The 15,316-nt window shown below is 69.4% G+C and carries 17 protein-coding genes; 4 read left to right on the top strand and 13 right to left on the bottom strand.

Annotated features, from left to right (window positions below; genetic code table 11):
- From VF632_RS15115 to VF632_RS15125, 3 genes are all read left to right on the top strand, one after another.
- A partial coding sequence (locus tag VF632_RS15115) for a hypothetical protein (RefSeq protein ID WP_331023748.1) occupies positions 1–317 on the top strand: 317 nt, incomplete at its 5' end.
- A 363-nt stretch (positions 318–680) separates the two neighbouring features.
- Positions 681–1,049, top strand: a complete 369-nt coding sequence (locus VF632_RS15120) for a type IV pilin protein (RefSeq protein ID WP_331023749.1) — start codon at positions 681–683, stop codon at positions 1,047–1,049.
- Between the two features lie 121 nt (positions 1,050–1,170).
- On the top strand, positions 1,171–1,545 hold the full coding sequence (locus VF632_RS15125; RefSeq protein WP_331023750.1) for a type IV pilin protein: 375 nt from the start codon (positions 1,171–1,173) through the stop codon (positions 1,543–1,545).
- A 76-nt stretch (positions 1,546–1,621) separates the two neighbouring features.
- Here the strand turns inward: VF632_RS15125 and VF632_RS15130 are convergent, their stop codons facing one another.
- The 7 genes from VF632_RS15130 to asnS all read right to left on the bottom strand — a co-directional run bounded on the left by VF632_RS15130 (position 1,622) and on the right by asnS (position 8,133).
- A complete protein-coding gene (locus VF632_RS15130) occupies positions 1,622–2,983 on the bottom strand; it encodes a sigma-54 dependent transcriptional regulator (RefSeq protein ID WP_331023751.1) in 1,362 nt (453 codons plus the stop codon).
- The gene (locus tag VF632_RS15135; RefSeq protein WP_331023752.1) at positions 2,980–4,176 is read right to left on the bottom strand and encodes a sensor histidine kinase; all 1,197 of its coding nucleotides are present in this window, start codon (positions 4,174–4,176) and stop codon (positions 2,980–2,982) included. The genes VF632_RS15130 and VF632_RS15135 overlap by 4 nt, the downstream gene beginning before the upstream one ends.
- A 65-nt stretch (positions 4,177–4,241) precedes the next feature.
- Positions 4,242–4,445, bottom strand: a complete 204-nt coding sequence (locus VF632_RS15140) for a hypothetical protein (RefSeq protein WP_331023753.1) — start codon at positions 4,443–4,445, stop codon at positions 4,242–4,244.
- A gap of 192 nt (positions 4,446–4,637) precedes the next feature.
- Complete coding sequence (locus VF632_RS15145) at positions 4,638–4,832, bottom strand: hypothetical protein (protein WP_331023754.1); 195 nt, start codon at positions 4,830–4,832, stop codon at positions 4,638–4,640.
- Positions 4,833–5,010: 178 nt separating this feature from the next.
- Positions 5,011–5,583: an HD domain-containing protein gene (locus VF632_RS15150; protein WP_331023755.1), complete on the bottom strand. Its 573-nt coding sequence runs from the start codon at positions 5,581–5,583 to the stop codon at positions 5,011–5,013.
- Between the two features lie 182 nt (positions 5,584–5,765).
- Positions 5,766–5,933: a hypothetical protein gene (locus VF632_RS15155; protein WP_331023756.1), complete on the bottom strand. Its 168-nt coding sequence runs from the start codon at positions 5,931–5,933 to the stop codon at positions 5,766–5,768.
- 799 nt (positions 5,934–6,732) lie between these two features.
- Positions 6,733–8,133: an asparagine--tRNA ligase gene (gene asnS / locus VF632_RS15160; protein WP_331023757.1), complete on the bottom strand. Its 1,401-nt coding sequence runs from the start codon at positions 8,131–8,133 to the stop codon at positions 6,733–6,735.
- A gap of 340 nt (positions 8,134–8,473) precedes the next feature.
- On the opposite strand from asnS, the gene VF632_RS15165 reads away from it, so the two are divergent.
- Complete coding sequence (locus tag VF632_RS15165) at positions 8,474–9,265, top strand: class I SAM-dependent methyltransferase (RefSeq protein WP_331023758.1); 792 nt, start codon at positions 8,474–8,476, stop codon at positions 9,263–9,265.
- Here the strand turns inward: VF632_RS15165 and nth are convergent.
- Genes nth through VF632_RS15195 form a run of 6 tightly spaced genes read right to left on the bottom strand, consistent with a single transcriptional unit; the run spans position 9,255 to position 14,501 of the window.
- A complete protein-coding gene (gene nth, locus VF632_RS15170; protein WP_331023759.1) occupies positions 9,255–9,947 on the bottom strand; it encodes an endonuclease III in 693 nt (230 codons plus the stop codon). The genes VF632_RS15165 and nth overlap by 11 nt on opposite strands.
- The gene (gene polX, locus VF632_RS15175) at positions 9,916–11,664 is read right to left on the bottom strand and encodes a DNA polymerase/3'-5' exonuclease PolX (RefSeq protein WP_331023760.1); all 1,749 of its coding nucleotides are present in this window, start codon (positions 11,662–11,664) and stop codon (positions 9,916–9,918) included. The genes nth and polX overlap by 32 nt, the downstream gene beginning before the upstream one ends.
- A complete protein-coding gene (locus tag VF632_RS15180) occupies positions 11,661–12,527 on the bottom strand; it encodes a hypothetical protein (RefSeq protein ID WP_331023761.1) in 867 nt (288 codons plus the stop codon). Before VF632_RS15180 ends, polX begins: the two co-directional genes overlap by 4 nt.
- Positions 12,528–12,561: 34 nt before the next feature.
- Positions 12,562–13,299, bottom strand: coding sequence for a hypothetical protein (locus tag VF632_RS15185; protein WP_331023762.1), 738 nt, complete (start codon positions 13,297–13,299; stop codon positions 12,562–12,564).
- Complete coding sequence (locus VF632_RS15190; protein WP_331023763.1) at positions 13,299–13,871, bottom strand: hypothetical protein; 573 nt, start codon at positions 13,869–13,871, stop codon at positions 13,299–13,301. The genes VF632_RS15185 and VF632_RS15190 overlap by 1 nt, the downstream gene beginning before the upstream one ends.
- Positions 13,872–13,886: 15 nt before the next feature.
- Positions 13,887–14,501: an ATP-dependent Clp protease proteolytic subunit gene (locus VF632_RS15195; protein ID WP_331023764.1), complete on the bottom strand. Its 615-nt coding sequence runs from the start codon at positions 14,499–14,501 to the stop codon at positions 13,887–13,889.
- Between the last annotated feature and the right edge of the window lie 815 nt (positions 14,502–15,316).

The following is a 15,316-nucleotide window of genomic DNA, read 5'->3' on the forward strand; positions in this document are numbered from 1 at the left end:
TCGTGGTCATCATCGGCATCCTGGCCGCCATCGCCATCCCCAAGTTCAACGCGGTGTCGAAGAACGCCAAGCAGGGCGAGGCCGGCACGGTGCTGAAGCAGATCTGCACGCTGGCGCAGACCTACAAGGACCAGAAGGGCAGCGACGCGACGGCCCTGACCGGTGCCACGGGCCTGGAGCAGGTCGGCTGGTCGGCCCCCGCCGCCAAGTACTTCGACTTCAGCTACGCCTCCGGCGTGGCGACGGCGACCCCCGGCGGCACCGACGGCAACGTGCACAGCCTGGCCACCGAGACCAAGACCTGCGCCATCTCGTAACGGCTGACGGTCTGGCGGGTTCGCCTGCGGAAGGGGGCCGGGAGGATTTTCCTCCCGGCCCCCTTCCGCGTTTTTCGTGCGTGCCGCCTGCCCGCGCCCGCCCTCCCGGGGGAGGGCGCTTCCGTGCAGCTCGGGCCAGGCAGGCGGCAGGCGCGCCACGTAAAGCATTCTGCATGCATCCGCGCAGTTTGCCCCGGCAGGAACTCGCTCCGGCGGTGCAAGGAACTCGCTAAATCCCTCTCTGACAGCGACTTGCGGGATGCGGGATGCGTGGTACACCCGTTGCTTTACCTTCTGCCAGCCAGCACGAGGGCGTGCTGATCTCCCCCCGGCTCACGAGCCAGAACACACTGGAGCAAGACCATGAAGAACCTCCGCGACAACAAGGGCTTCACCCTGATCGAACTGATGATCGTCGTGGTCATCATCGGCATCCTGGCCGCCATCGCCATCCCGAAGTTCAACGCGGTGTCGAAGAACGCCAAGCAGGGCGAGGCCGGCACGGTGCTGAAGCAGATCTGCACGCTGGCGCAGACCTACAAGGACCAGAAGGGCACCGACGCGACCGCCCTGACCGGCGCCACGGGCCTGGAGCAGGTCGGCTGGTCGGCCCCCACCGCCAAGTACTTCAACTTCAGCTACTCGGCGGGCGTGGCGACGGCGACCCCCGGCGGCACCGACGGCAACGTGCACAGCCTGGCCACCGAGACCAAGACCTGCGCCATCTCGTAACGGCTGACGGTCTGGCGGCTGAGCTGCCTTCAGAGGGGGGCCGGGACGAGCAATCTCTCGGCCCCCTTCGCTCTAGAGCACACCTACCGCGCCTCCGCGGCGCGACCAGCGGAGCAGCACCATGCATGGACGAAAGGGCTTCACCCTGATCGAACTGATGATCGTCGTGGTCATCATCGGCATCCTGGCCGCGATCGCCGTTCCCAAGATGAGCCAGGTCGCCAAGCGGGCCAAGGAGTCCGAGGCGGGACCCATCCTGAAGCAGCTGCACACGCTTCAGCAGCGCCATCAGCAGAAGGCGGGGCTATTCGCCACCGACATCAGCGAGTTGGAAGGGTCGGGCGTGAACTTCGCGGACGGGGAGTACTACTCGTTTCAGCTGGGCGCGGCGGATGGCAGCTCGTACGTGGCGTGCGCCACCCCCCGCGACCCCTCGCTGGGACTCAAGTCGTTCCGCGTCAGCGAAGTGGGCGCGGTGGCAGAAGGCTCCTGCTGATCCACCGGGTTCACGCACCAAGCGACGAAGCCGCCTTCCGGGCGGCTTCGTCGCTTTCTCGTCATGGGTCCAGCCCCTACTCCAGCCCGTAGTCGCGGATCTTGTACGTGAGGGCGCGGACGGAAAGGTCCAGCATTTCCGCCGCACGCGTGCGGTTGCCGCCGGACCGTTCCAGGGCGCGGGCGATCAGCGTCTTTTCCAGTGAGGGAAGGCGGCGCTTGACGGACAGGTCGCCGTCGTCGGCCAGCACCTCGAACGGGGGCCGGCCCGAGCGCACGTGCGGCGGAAGGTGCTCTACCTGTACTTTCCCGCCGGAAAGTACCAGCGCGCGCTCGATCACGTTTTCCAGCTCCCTCACGTTTCCCGGCCACGTGTACGCCGCGAGGACGGGAAAGAGTTCGCGCGGCACCTCCGGATCGGCGATCCCCAGCCGGGGCGCGTGCCGGTGCACGAAGTGCGCGGCCAGCGCCGGGATGTCCTCGGGGCGGGTGCGCAGGGGCGGCACGTGCACCTGCACCACGTTGATGCGGTAGAACAGGTCTTCGCGAAAGCGCCCCTCGCGCACCTCGTCCACCAGGTCGCGGGCGGTGGCGGCCAGCACGCGCACGTCTACGGCCCGCTCGCCGGTGCCGCCCACCCGGCGCACGGTGCGCTCCTGCAGCACGCGCAGCAGCTTCACCTGCAGCGGCAGCGGCATCTCGCCGATCTCGTCCAGGAACAGCGTTCCCCCGTCCGCCTCCTCGAACAAGCCCTCGTGCGCCCGGTCGGCCCCGGTGAAGGCACCCTTCTCGTGCCCGAAGAGCTCGCTTTCCAGCAGGTTTTCGGGGATCGCGCCGCAGTTGACGGCCACGAACGCCTTCTCGCGCCGGGCCGACGCCCGGTGCACCGCCCGCGCGATGGCCTCCTTGCCGCTTCCGCTTTCGCCGGTCAGCAGCACGGTGGAGGGGAACGGGGCCACGCGCGCGGCGAGGTCCGTCACCTCGCGCATGGCCGCGGACACGCCGATCACCTCCTCGAAGCCGGCGACCTCGCCCACCTCCTTCTTCAGCCGTGCCACCTCGCGTCGAAGCTGCTCCCGCTCCTCGGCCTTGCGCAGGGTGAGGATCACCTCGTCGGCGTTGAAGGGCTTGGAGATGTAGTCGTAGGCCCCGCGGCGCATGGCCTCGACCGCCTGGTCCAGGGCCCCGTAGGCGCTCATCATCACCACCAGCGCGGTGCCGCCGGCCTCCACGTACCGCTCCAGGAACTCCAGCCCGCCCATGCGCGGCATGCGCACGTCGCACAGCACCAGCTGCGGGTGCTCGGCCAGGGCCAGGCGCAGCCCGGCCTCGCCGTCCTCGGCCACCAGCACGTGGTAGCCCTCGTCGCGAAGGATCAGCAGGAGGGTGTGACGAAGCCCCGCCTCGTCGTCGATGACCAGAACCCGGCGGTCGCTCAACTCTGGTGGCGCCTGGTGGGAAGGGATAGGACGAAGGCGGCCCCGCCGCCCGGCGCGGCGGCCACTTCTACGCGCCCCCCGAAGTCTGCCACCGTGCTCGCGACGATGGCAAGCCCCAGCCCCGTGCCCTCGCCGGGCGCGCGGGTAGTGAAGAACGGGTCGAACACCTTGTCGGCGGCCTCCGGGGATATGCCCGGGCCGGTGTCTTCGACGCTCACCCGCAGCGTCTCGGTGTCGGAGTCGATGCGGTGGGGGTCGCGGATGGAGGCCGCGCGGGGGCGCCGCAGGTGCGCGTACGAGATCCCCGGCGGGTCGTCGGCGCGGCGGGTGGGGAGCGGGCGCTCGGGGCGGTACCGCTCCAGCGCCGTGGTGACGGTGATGGTTCCCCGCCCTTCCATGGCCCGGCGCGCGTTGTCGAGCAGGTTCACCCACACCTGGTCCAGCAGGTGGGGCGAGCCGCTGAGCGGGGGGAGGCCGTCCGCGAGGTGCAGGACGACGTCGATCCCGTCCAGCAGCCCCTGCGAGCGAAGGGTGTGCACGGCGCGGCGGATGGACTCGTTGGCGTCGACGGGCTCGCGCTCCCGGGGCGCCGGGCGGGCGTACTCCAGCAGCCCGCGGACGATGCGGTCGATGCGGCGGGCCTCGGATTCCAGCCCGCCCACCAGCTCCGGGTCTGCCCCGCGGCGGCGCAGCACCGAGGCGTAGCCCATCAGCGCCGCCAAAGGGTTGCCGATCTCGTGCGCCACGCCCGCGGCCAGGCGCCCCACGCCGGCCATCTTTTCGGCCTCCACCAGCTCGCGCTCGGTGCCCAGGAGCCGGCGGTTGGTCTCGTCGAGCGAGCGGACGTTGTCGGCCAGCCGCTGCTGGTTGTCGAGCAGCTGGTCGGTCATGCGGTTGAGCGCCTGGGAAAGCGCGGCCATCTCGTGGCTCTCGGCCGCCGGGGCGCGGCGCTCGTAGTCGCCCCCGGCCACGGCCTCGGCGGCGGCGACGGCGGCCTGCACGGGGCGCAGCACCAGGCGCACGATCAGGTGATTGGCCAGCAGCACGAACGCGGCGGTGTCGGCGAGCACCAGCAGCACCAGCAGCCAGGCGGAGCCGGGCGCCGCCGCCTGCATGACGGTGCGGGTGGCGGCGGCCAGCAGCGCGGCGGCCAGCCCCAGGAAGGTGAGGTTGAACAGCAGCTCGCCACGCAACGAGCCCCGGCCTGGGCCGGGGCTCGGGGTACGGCTGGGCGCCGGCACGGCGACGCGCGCGGAGGTCAGACGGCGGCGGGCTGCCGGCGGCGGGCGGCGACCGCCCGGGCTCCGCCGGTCGCGGGCTTGCCGTCCAGCGCCTCGCGGGAAATCAGGTGCCAGACGCGGTCGACGACGGCGGCCGTGGGCTCTTCCCACTGCACCAGCCCCTCGCTGGCTGCCTGCTCCAGGGCGCGCCTCAGCGCGTGCTTGCTGACCGGCTTCCTCATTCGTTCCTCCCGTGAGAATCGGTATGCCTTCCCTGCCCACCCTCACACAGTAACACACGGGCCGCCGCCGCGCGAGGGTTTGTCGACCCTCGGCTGCAACTGCTTGCATCGCAACGGATTGGACTGATGCGAACGCGGCGGCGCTTCCCAGGGGGAGCACCGCCGCGGCGGAAGGAGCGGCCCTGCGGCCGATCAGTTGTACAGCTTGCCCGTGTGGTCGATGCGGCTGGCGCAGCGCCGGCAGAAGAGCAGGGGCGCGCACAGCCGCCTGTCCCACTCCTTGCCCTGGCAGCGCGGGCAGCGGGGCATCAGGGCCCGGCGGCCTGCGAGCACCGACACGCCGGCGGCGGCGGCGGCGGCCAAGCACGCAATCAGAGTGAACGACATGGCAATGAAAATATCGGAGTTCTTCAACCTTGCTTCTGAATAGTAAGTGCTTTTGCCATCAACATCAACCGCTCGCGGCAACGCTCATCTTTCTGTACGCTTGAAATGCAATAGCTCTGATACGAAAGAGGTATCAGAGCTATTGCACGTGCGCGCATCCCCCCGGCCGTTCCGGCGATCAGGCCGGAGCCGCCAACCCGAGTTCGGGAGCCACGCCGCGCATGGCCTCGATGACGAACTGCACGTGCTCGGCGAGCTCCACGCCCAGTTCCTCGGCCGCCTGCCGTACGTCGTCGCGGTCGACGCCAGCGGCGAACTGCTTGTCCTTCATCTTCTTGAGCACCGACTTCGCCTCCAGGTCCATCACCGACCGGCTGGGCCGCACCAGGGCGGCGGCGGTGATCAGGCCGGTGATCTCGTCGCAGGCGTGAAGGGTGCGCTCCAGGCGCGACTCGGGCACCACCCCGGTGCGGGCGGAGTAGTGGGCCAGGATGGCGCGCACGATCGGTTCGGGGTATCCGCGTTCCCGCAGCATCTCGGCGCCCCGCAGCGGGTGCTCGTCGGGCCAGCGCTCGTAGTCGAAGTCGTGAAGCAGCCCGGCCAAGCCAAACGTGTCCTGGTCGGCGCCGAAGGTGCGGGCGTAGGCGCGGCAGGCGGCCTCGACGGCGTACATGTGGCGGCGCAGGCTTTCGCTTTCCACGTGCTCGTGCATCAGCGCGAGCGCTTCGTCGCGGCTGGGAAGGTCGGGCATGGGCTCCGGTCCGGGTTCGTCGATTTCCGTGTTCCTCGGGCGCGCCAATGTACCCCGGCGGCGGGGGTTCGTCCATTCCGCGGGTGTCGTGGCCAGATGCAGCGAGGCGCGGAAAAGGGGAAAACCCTCGTCCGCGCCTCGCGTACGCCGCCGCCCGCGGAGGGCGGTTCAGCGGGAGCCCGTCAGCACCAGCAGCTCATCTGTTCGGTGCACCAGCAGCTGTCGTCCAGCGTCAGCGGGCAGGCGGGCGTGGCGACGTGCGCCTGCACGGTCCCCGGCTGCGCGGGCGTGGGCGCTGCTTCGAACGAGGTGACGCGAATGGCGTCCAGGTTCAGCTTGAGCTTCTTCATCGGATTGTCGTCCAGGTAGAATAGGGGTCAGCGACCGCATGAGCATTCTCCAACGATACCCATCCAGCCCAGGGTCAACAACCCCCATCCCGACGTAAAACGCAACGAGGCGAGTGAGCGCACCCGCCCGACTCGCCTCCCGCACCGAGCTTTCCCCGTGCAGTCCGCGAAGGCGGACTTCGGGTCCTTGTTGCCGCGACTTCCAGTCGCTCCAGCCCCGCCGAGGCCGCGGACGAACTTCGATCGGGGTCCGACGGGCTGCCTCGCATGCCGCCGGAGGCCCCTCCCCCGGCCCCTCCCCGCATGCTGCGCAGGCGGAGAGGGGAGAACTTCATCCCGAATTAGGCTGGGCGGTTCGCATGCGGCTGCCGCCCCCTATCCCCAGCCCTTCCCCCGCAAACTGCGCGGGGGAAGGGAGCCAGCCCGGTGCGCGTCCGCTGGGGCCGCGCGCTCGACTACGCATGCAGTCCGCGAAGGCGGACTTCGGGCCGTCGTTGCCGCGACTTTAGTCGCCCCAGCCCAGCCGAGGCCTCCGCATCCGTGACCGCTGCCGCGCCCGGGCCGGGAAGCATCCGCAGTTAGATCCTTCGCCCCGCAGAGCCTGTACCGCGGGCCGGTTTGGTGCGCCTGGGGCTCAGGATGACAGGCCGTGGTGCACTGCCGGGTTTGGTGCGCACCCGCCCCACTCGCTTCCGGCACTGAGCTTTCCCGTGCAGTCCGCGAAGGCGGACTTCGTGATTTGCCAGCCGCGACTTCAGTCGCCCCAGCCCGGCCGAGGCCTCGACAGATCCTTCCCCCCTCAGAAGTCCGCGCTTCCCGGGGTCCGCGGGTACGGAAGCACGTCGCGGATGTTGGCCATCCCCGTGGCGTACATGATCATCCGCTCGAATCCCAGGCCGAACCCGGCGTGCGGCACGGTGCCGTAGCGGCGCAGGTCGCGGTACCACCAGTATGCCTGGGCATCCAGCCCCATCTCGGCGATGCGCGCATCAAGCACGTCCAGCCGCTCCTCGCGCTGCGACCCGCCGATGATCTCGCCCACGCCCGGCGCCAGCACGTCCATCGCCCGAACGGTGCGGCCGTCCTCGTTCACGCGCATGTAGAAGGACTTGATGTCCTTGGGGTAGTTCATCACCACCACCGGGCCGCCCACCAGCTCCTCGCTCAGGTAGCGCTCGTGCTCCGTGGCCAGGTCCACGCCCCAGGAGACGGGAAACTCGAACTTCTTCCCCGACGCCTCCAGCCGCCGAATGGCGTCGGTGTACTCCATCCGCTCGAATGGCGCGCGCACCACGTCCTCCATCCGCTTGACGACGCCCTTCTGGATGCGCTCGTCGAAGAACTCCATGTCGTCCTGCCGCTCCTTCAGCAGGTCGGTGATGATGGCCTTCAGGAAGTCTTCGGCGAGGTCGGCGTCGTCGTTCAGGTCGGCGAAGGCGATCTCCGGCTCGATCATCCAGAACTCGGCCGCGTGGCGCGTGGTGTTGCTGTTCTCCGCGCGGAAGGTGGGGCCGAACGTGTACACGTTGGAAAGCGCCATGCAGTACGCCTCCACGTTCAGCTGTCCGCTGACCGTCAGCGAGGCCGAGCGGCCGAAGAAGTCCTGTCCGAAGTCCACCCCGCCCTCGGGCGTCCGCGGCAGGTTGGCCAGGTCCAGCGTGCTTACGCGGAACATCTCGCCGGCGCCTTCGGCGTCGCTGGTGGTGATGATGGGCGTGTGGATCCAGAAGAAGCCGCGCTCGTGGAAGAAGCGGTGCACCGCCATCGCCAGCGTGTTCCGCACGCGCGCCACCGCCCCGAACGTGTTCGTCCGCACGCGCAGGTGGGCGACGGAGCGCAGGAACTCCATCGAGTGCTGCTTCGGCTGGATGGGGTACGTCTCGGGATCGTCCACCCACCCCAGCACTTCCACGGCGCGCGCGTGGATCTCGAACGGCTGCGGACGTCCCGGCGTGGCCACCACCTCGCCCTCGATGGACACCGAGCACCCCGTCGTCAGCCGCTGCACCTCGTCCGCGTAGTTGGGCAGGTCGCGGTTCGCCACCACCTGGACGGGATTGAAGCAGGAGCCGTCGTGCACGTGGATGAACGAAAGGCCCGCCTTGGAGTCGCGGCGGGTGCGGACCCAGCCCTTGACGGTCACCGCCTGGCCCGCGGGCACGGCGCCGGCGAGCAGTTGCGAAATGAGGGTGCGGCTCATTGCGATCGTGAGTCGGTGAACGGGGTTCCGCCCGTGGGTTCGGTGCCGGTCAGGCCCAATCGTTCCACCGGCCGATTCCAGGGCTTCAGGAGCGCAATCTACACCACGCGCGCGCCCCGCGCGACTGCCCGCGCCAGCCCCGCTGCGCATCGTATGGGCCGGCCCGGCCGTGCGGCGACCCATTCTGCGGGGAGGTACGATCCCGTGGCGGGAGCTTGCCGACCGATCCGTCTCATGCTAGCATCGGGATTCGCAGCGGGCAGGCCTGGCGCGCCCCACGACGCCACCGGCGGCTCGGCGGCTTGGAGCGGACAACACATCCTGCAGAAAACCTCAGAGAATGAGCACCGACCACGATTGGGAGGAGTTCGGCCGTACGGATCCGTACCACGGCGTCTTGACCGCGGAGCGGTTTCGTCGCAAGAACATGGACGATGCGGCCCGACAGGAGTTCTTCGACTCGGGCAGGGAGCACGTCGCCAAGGTGGTCGACGTAGTCCGTACCCGTCTGGATGCGGGATTCTCACCCCGGCGCGTGCTGGATTTCGGGTGCGGGGTGGGAAGACTGGTAATTCCCTTCACGGAACTCGGCTCGGAGGTCGTGGGCGTAGACGTCTCGGAATCCATGCTGTCCGAAGCACGGCAGAACTGCTCGGCGCAGGGCATCGGCAACGCGACCTTCGTACTCTCCGACGACGACCTTTCCAGAGTGGACGGCAAGTTCGACTTCATCCACTCCTACATCGTTTTTCAACACATCCCCCGGGACCGCGGCACGATGATCTTTCGAAAGCTGCTGGAGCGGCTGACCGACGGAGGCGTTGGCTGCCTGCACGTCACGTATGATACGACGGATGTACGAGGTGGCATTCCTGACGCCCCGGTGCAGCGCGACCGTTCGTGGAAAGCGGTGCTCGGCCCGATGCGGGCGCCACTGGCAAGGCTCAAGCAGAAGCTGTTCAGCCGCCCCGCCGCCCCGGCTGGTCCCATCATGGAGATGAACGCGTACTCGTTGAGAGAAGTGTTCGCGGCCGTTCAAGGGATTGGCGTCGCCAGCCAGTTCGTGGAGTTCACCAACCACGCCGGAGAGCTGGGGGTGATCCTGTACTTCCAGAAGCCCGTCAGCGCGTAGACGGCACGACCATGCTGTCCACCGCCCGATAGGCGGCGGGTGCCGTGGGACAAAGGTGCGCGACGGGGCAGCGCTCGCAGAACGGTCGGCGCGCCGTGCACGTGGCCCGGCCGTGGTCGATGAGGCGATGCGTGAAGATGACCCGGTCGCTTTCGTCCAGCAGCTTCAGCAAATCCTGCTCGATCTTCTCCGGGTCTTCCTCCCGCGTCATTCCCAGCCGCGCGGCGATGCGCTTGACGTGCGTGTCGACGACGACGCCCTCCGCGATGCCGAAGCCGACGCCCAGCACCACGTTCGCCGTCTTGCGGCCCACGCCGGGAAGCTGCGTCAGCGCATCGAGATCCACCGGGACCTCCCCGCCGTGCCGCTCCACCAGCGCCCGCCCCAGGCCGATCAGCGACCTGGACTTGTTGCGGAAGAAGTTGAGCGACTTCAGGTACTCCTCCATCTCCTCCTGCGACGCCCCGGCGTAGTCCTGGGCCGTACGGAAGCGCGCGAACAGCGCCGGCGTGGCGCGGTTCACGGCGGCGTCGGTGCACTGCGCGGAGAGCACGGTGGCGACGGTCAGCTGCAGCGAGTCCTGGTAGTCCAGCGAGCAGCGGCTGTCGGGATAGGTCTCCGCCAGCCGCTCCATGATCGTCCTCAGGCGCTCACGACGCGCTTTTCTGCTTTCTCTCGGCAAAAAACTCCTCCAGCGGCTCCAGCTCCCACGTGTTCAGCACCTGGGGGGCGGTCAGCCACGCCTTGCGCGCGACGTTCACGCCGTACAGCACGTTGCCCAGCGCACCCGTGGAATGCGCGTCGGGGTTGATGGGCACCAGCACGCCCTTTTCGGCGGCGTAGCGCGCGTTTTTCCAGTCCACGTCCAGCCTGTGGGGGTCGGCGTTGATCTCCACGCACACGCCGTGTTCCGCCGCCGCGTCGATCACCGCCCGCACGTCTACCGCGTAGCCGTCACGCTTCAGCAGCAGGCGGCCGGTGGCGTGGCCCAGCATGGTGATGCGCGGATGCGACACGGCGCGGATCAGCCGGTCCGTCATCTCGCGCTCGCCCATCTGGAAGCCGGAGTGCACGGAGCCAACGACGTAGTCGAACGAGGCGAGTACGTTGTCGTCGTAGTCCAGCCGCCCGTCCGCCAGGATGTCGCTTTCCACGCCCTTGAACAGGCGGAAGCGCTTTTTCCCCTTCCCCCCGTGCTCCGCGTTCCACGCATCGATCTCGCGGTGCTGCTTGCGGACCGCCGCCTGGGGGAGCCCGCCCGCGTAGCCCGCCGCCTGCGAGTGGTCGGCGATGCCCAGGTACGCCCAGCCCCGCTCGCGCGCCGCCTGGGCCATCTCGGCCACGCTGGCGCGGCCGTCGGACCAGGTGGTGTGGCAGTGGAAGGTGCCGCGCAGGTCCTCCGCCTCCACCAGCTTCGGCAGGGTACCGTCCGCCGCCGCCTGCACCTCGCCCCACCCCTCGCGCAGCTCGGGCGCAATCCACGCCAGCCCGAGCACTTCGTACACCTTTTCCTCGTCCGCGGTCGCGACGAGCCTGTTTCCCTTCGCCAGCCCCTCCGCGTCCAGCCGGTACCCCCGCTCCTCCGCGCGCGACGCCATCTGCGCCAGGTGCTCGTCGCTCCCCGTCGCCCAGACGAGCGCGGCGCCGAAGCGGCCGGGGAGAACGCAGGTCAAACGCGCGGTCAGCCCGTCCGCGAAGGTCACCTCGGCGCGGTGGTCCGCGTAGTCGTCATCGGCCGATTCCACGCCCTGGATGGCGCGAAAGGCGGCGAGGACGGCGGCGGGATCGTCGGACGAGGCCACGAGGTCAATGGAATCCACCACCTCCAGCCGCCGCCGCACCTGCCCGGCCGCGCGCGCCTGGACAACTCCTGGTAGGCCCTCCACTAGCTCCAGCAGCCCCGCCGCGGCTTCGATGGCCTGGTAGTAGCGCCGCCGCCCGCGCAACGACCGCGCGAAGGCGATCCCCTCCAGGATCTTCTGCTCCGTCTTGGCCCCCAGGCCGGGGAGCGTGGCGATCTTCCCCGCGAGCGCCGCCTTCTCCAGGGCATCCAGCCCGTCGATTCCTAAGTCCGCGTACAGCGTGCGGATGCGCTTGGCGCCGAGCCCCTTGATCTTCATCAGGTCGTACAGGCCCAGCGGCGTCTTCGCGCGCAGCTCCTCCAGCATCCCCGACGTCCCCGTGCCCACCAGCTCCTCGAGCACGGCGCCGATCCCCTCGCCCACGCCCGTCAGCGACTGCAGGCGCCCCGCGGCGGTGAGCTGGTGAAGGTCGGCGGTGGACGTTTCCAGCGCGCGCGCGGCGGAGGAAAAGGCCTTGGCGCGGAACGGGTTGCCGCCGACGACCTCCAGCAGCATGGCGATCTCGGAGAGGGCCGCGGCGGCCTCGCGCGCCGTCACGCCCCTGCCCCGCCGAAGCGCACGCGAAGGAAGTCCATCCGCGACAGCGGCGGCGATCCGGGCCGGTCCTCCAGCCGCCGCTCCGGTGCCGTCTCGGGAACGATGTCTTCGGGATGCCGATCCACGTACCACAGCACGCGGCCGATCAGCTTCAGCGCCTCGGTGACCGTGAGGATGGAGTACAGCCCGGCCATGTCGCCGCCGGGGAGCACGTTCTCGAAGTCCTGCCCGCTCTCCCGCCCCGGCTCTGCCCAGACGGTGGGAATGCCGGGCCCGATCTCGCAGTCGAACGGGATGACGCTGAAGCCCGGCCGGTTGCGGTGGATGCCCAGGATCATCAGCGCCTGCAGGTCCTGGAAGGGCGTGCCGCGCGCGTCGGTCTCGGTCGCCAGCGTGACGAAGAACCCGTCCACCGGCTCCGGCTGCTGGTCGGGGTTGATGCTGGCCCAGAACAGGTTGGGCGGAAGCTGCAGGTAGAACGCATCGGCCGGGGCGGCGAGCTCCCACCCCTCCAGCCGCGGCGCCGCCTCCACCAGGTAGCGGGCGACGGGCGCGTCCATCACGAAGGTCCGGCGGCCCGCGCGCCAGAAGTTGAAGGCGTGATAGAACAGCGCGCGGTACTCGTCGAGCGTTTCCGGCGGCACGTCCGGCGGAACGATCTCGCGCACGGCGTCGCCCACGGCGGCGATGAACTGAAAGCGGTCGCGCAGGCCCGGGTCTTCGCCGCGCCCGCCCGCCTCGCTTACGATCGCGGGGAATACCCGCGACTCGAAGTCGCCCTCCAGGAATGCCAGCTCGTACGGCGTCAGCCGCGCCGTTCCGCCCTTGCCCTCGTCAGCCACGCCCACCCCTCGCTCTCGCACACAAGCTCATGTCCACGCGACGGAAAGTAGCCCGTCAGCCCTCCACGCGGAACCAGTCGCCCGGCTCCACGGCGTACTCCAGCACCTCCGGCTCGCCGCCCGCGAACAGGCCGCGCAGCGACTCCCACGTGCCGCGCCGCCGGACCAGGACGACCGCGGCCTCGCCCGGCCCGCCGTCGAACTCCTCCAGGTAGAGGAAGCACACGTCGCCCAGCCGTTCCGGGCGCGGCACCGACACCCGCGCATCGCCGAGCTGCGCCACCACCTCGTCCAGCCGGTCGAAGTCGCGCCCGGCGAGCCGCACCTCGGCGAAGCGGTCGCCGTCCACGTCCCACGCGTCGTCGCCCAGCGGCTCGCCGGAGCGGTAGAAGAGGGGATCGAACGGCATCCCCTCGCGGCGCTTGAAGTTCTCGTCCGCCGCGTAGTCGAAGTCCTCCAGCGCGTCCTCGCCCGCGGTGGATTCGCGGTGATGACGGATCTCATGGGTGAGTGTTTCCCACAGCTCACCCTCCCAGTCGAACTCCTCGTCGATGTCCGTCAGCGCGCGGAACGAGCCGAAGTACAGGTGAACGCCGGAGCGCGTGAGGTCGGGAAGGTCCACACCTAAGTCCAGCTCGCCCGTGGCGCACTCGCCCAGCGTGTACACGTCCGGCAGCTCCGCGTGCGGCACCGTGTCGCGCGACACGGAGACATACTCCACCCCGCCTTTGAATTCCGAGGGGATGGATTCGAACATCTCCAGCGCGCGCCGCTCGAATTCCGAGTAGTTCATCAGGTGGCGGATGGTGGTTCAGCCGCGGTTCGTCCAGCAAGCATGCGCACCCCGGCGAGCGCCAGCCCCGCCGCGATCCCCAGGCCGAAGGAGCGCCACCCCCAGAGGACGAGCTTGAACCACGCGGCGACCGCGGCCAGCACGCTGATCAGCAGCTGCAGCGCGCGGGAGCGCGTGGTCAGCCCGGCGTAGGTGTAGAACAGCATGTGCCCGGAAAACGGCAGCCACGTGCCTGTCATCCGCGTGGCGGCGAGGACTACGACCACCGCATCGACGACCAGCGCGGCGGGGCGCTGCTGCTCGATCTCGTCCAGCCAGCGCCGCGCCCACAGGAAGAACGCGGGGAAGAACGGCGCCATGTACAGGAGCAGAAAGCGCCTCGCCTCCCACCCGTCCACCATCGCGGCACCGGCGGCGAACGCCAGCGGCACCCCGACGGCGCCGACGGCACAGCCGCGGTGCAGGCGCGAGCGGTGGCGGATGACGAATGAGCGGAGTGCTTCCACGGCGGCTCGCGGCTGCATGCGCGACGAGGGCGCGGAGCCGGTGTCCCGGTCCGCGCCCCCGTGCATCGGGCTGCACCGGTGTCAGTCCAGCTCGTCGATGCTGTTGATGATGCGGCTGACCAGGCCGTACTCCACCGCCTGCTGCGCATCCAGCCAGAAGTTGCGGTGCGTGTCGGTTTCGATCCGCTCGATGGGCTGCCCCGTCTCGCGGGCGAAGATCTGGTTGATGCGCGCCCGCATCTTGATGATTTCGTGCGCCTCGATGGCGATGTCGGACGCGGTGCCGCTGCTCCCGCCCGCCGGCTGGTGCAGCAGGAAGCGCGTATTGGGAAGGCAGTAGCGGTCTTCCTTCTTGGCCGCCACGTAGATCAGCGCGCCGGCGCTGGCCACCCACCCGGTGCCGATCATCCGCACCCGCGGCTTGATGAAGCGCACGACGTCGTGGATGGTGTCGCCCGACTCCACGTGGCCGCCCTGCGAGTTCACGAACATGTTGATGGGCTCGTCGCTCTCGCCCGTCATGGCCAGGAGCTGCCCGATGACGTTGGAGGTGAGCTGCTGGTCGATGCCGCCGCTGATGATCAGCGTGCGCGACTTGAACAGGCGTTCGCGGATGCCCTCGGTAAGCGCGTTGGGCCGGTCCTTGGGGGCCTGCTCTTCGTCCTGGTCCTGATCGTCTTCCTGATTCTTGATCATCCCGAATCCCCGTACGTTTTGGCTTGGCGCGGACGCGTGTCTGCTCGTCCCGATCCTAGCAGGCGTCCGCGCGGAGCGAAAGGGCCGCCCGTCCCGAGCGGCCCCGTCGCGAAAACCAGACCGTCGCACCGGCGCCTCCAACGTGGTCTGTCATCCAGAGGCCTAACCAGCACTGATCCGGATGCCTCAGCTGCCGTGGGCCCCTCACCCGGCCGCGCTGACACGCGTGCCGCCCTCTCCCACAAACAGCGTGGGAGAGGGGGTGCACTGCAGGGATGGGAGCGTCAGGATAGCCCGGCGCTCGGGCCGGCGCCCCCCATCCCCAGCCCTTCCCCCGCAAACTGCGCGGGGGAAGGGAGCCAGTCGAGTGCGCCAGGCCAGCCGGAGCGCATCTGTCATCCAGAGGCCCAGGCGCACGGAACCTGCCCGCACACCGTCCCATGCGGGCCGAAGGATCCAGCCTCGGACACGTACAAGCCCGGACGCGGCAGCGGTCACCAGTGCAGCGGCCTCAACATCCTCCCGGCGGTTGAAACCGCAGCTGGCAAGTCACGAAGTCCGCCTGCGCGGACTGCACGCGCAGTTCAGCGCATCAAGCCCGCCGAAGCGCGGTTCAGGTCTCCCCCTCCCCTGCGAAGCCTACCCATTACCCACATCTTTGTATCGGGCCAGGAACGCACAAAACCAAGGTGACAGCAGGGGTTTGGCCCTCATCTGCGTCCACTCGGGAGACGGAGCAGCGCGCATTCCGGTGCGTAGACGCCACACACTCCTACGTCGACGACGGGTTTGACGCGGCCTCAAACCTACGCTCC

The organism is Longimicrobium sp. (genome assembly GCF_036388275.1).
Taxonomy (GTDB): domain Bacteria; phylum Gemmatimonadota; class Gemmatimonadetes; order Longimicrobiales; family Longimicrobiaceae; genus Longimicrobium.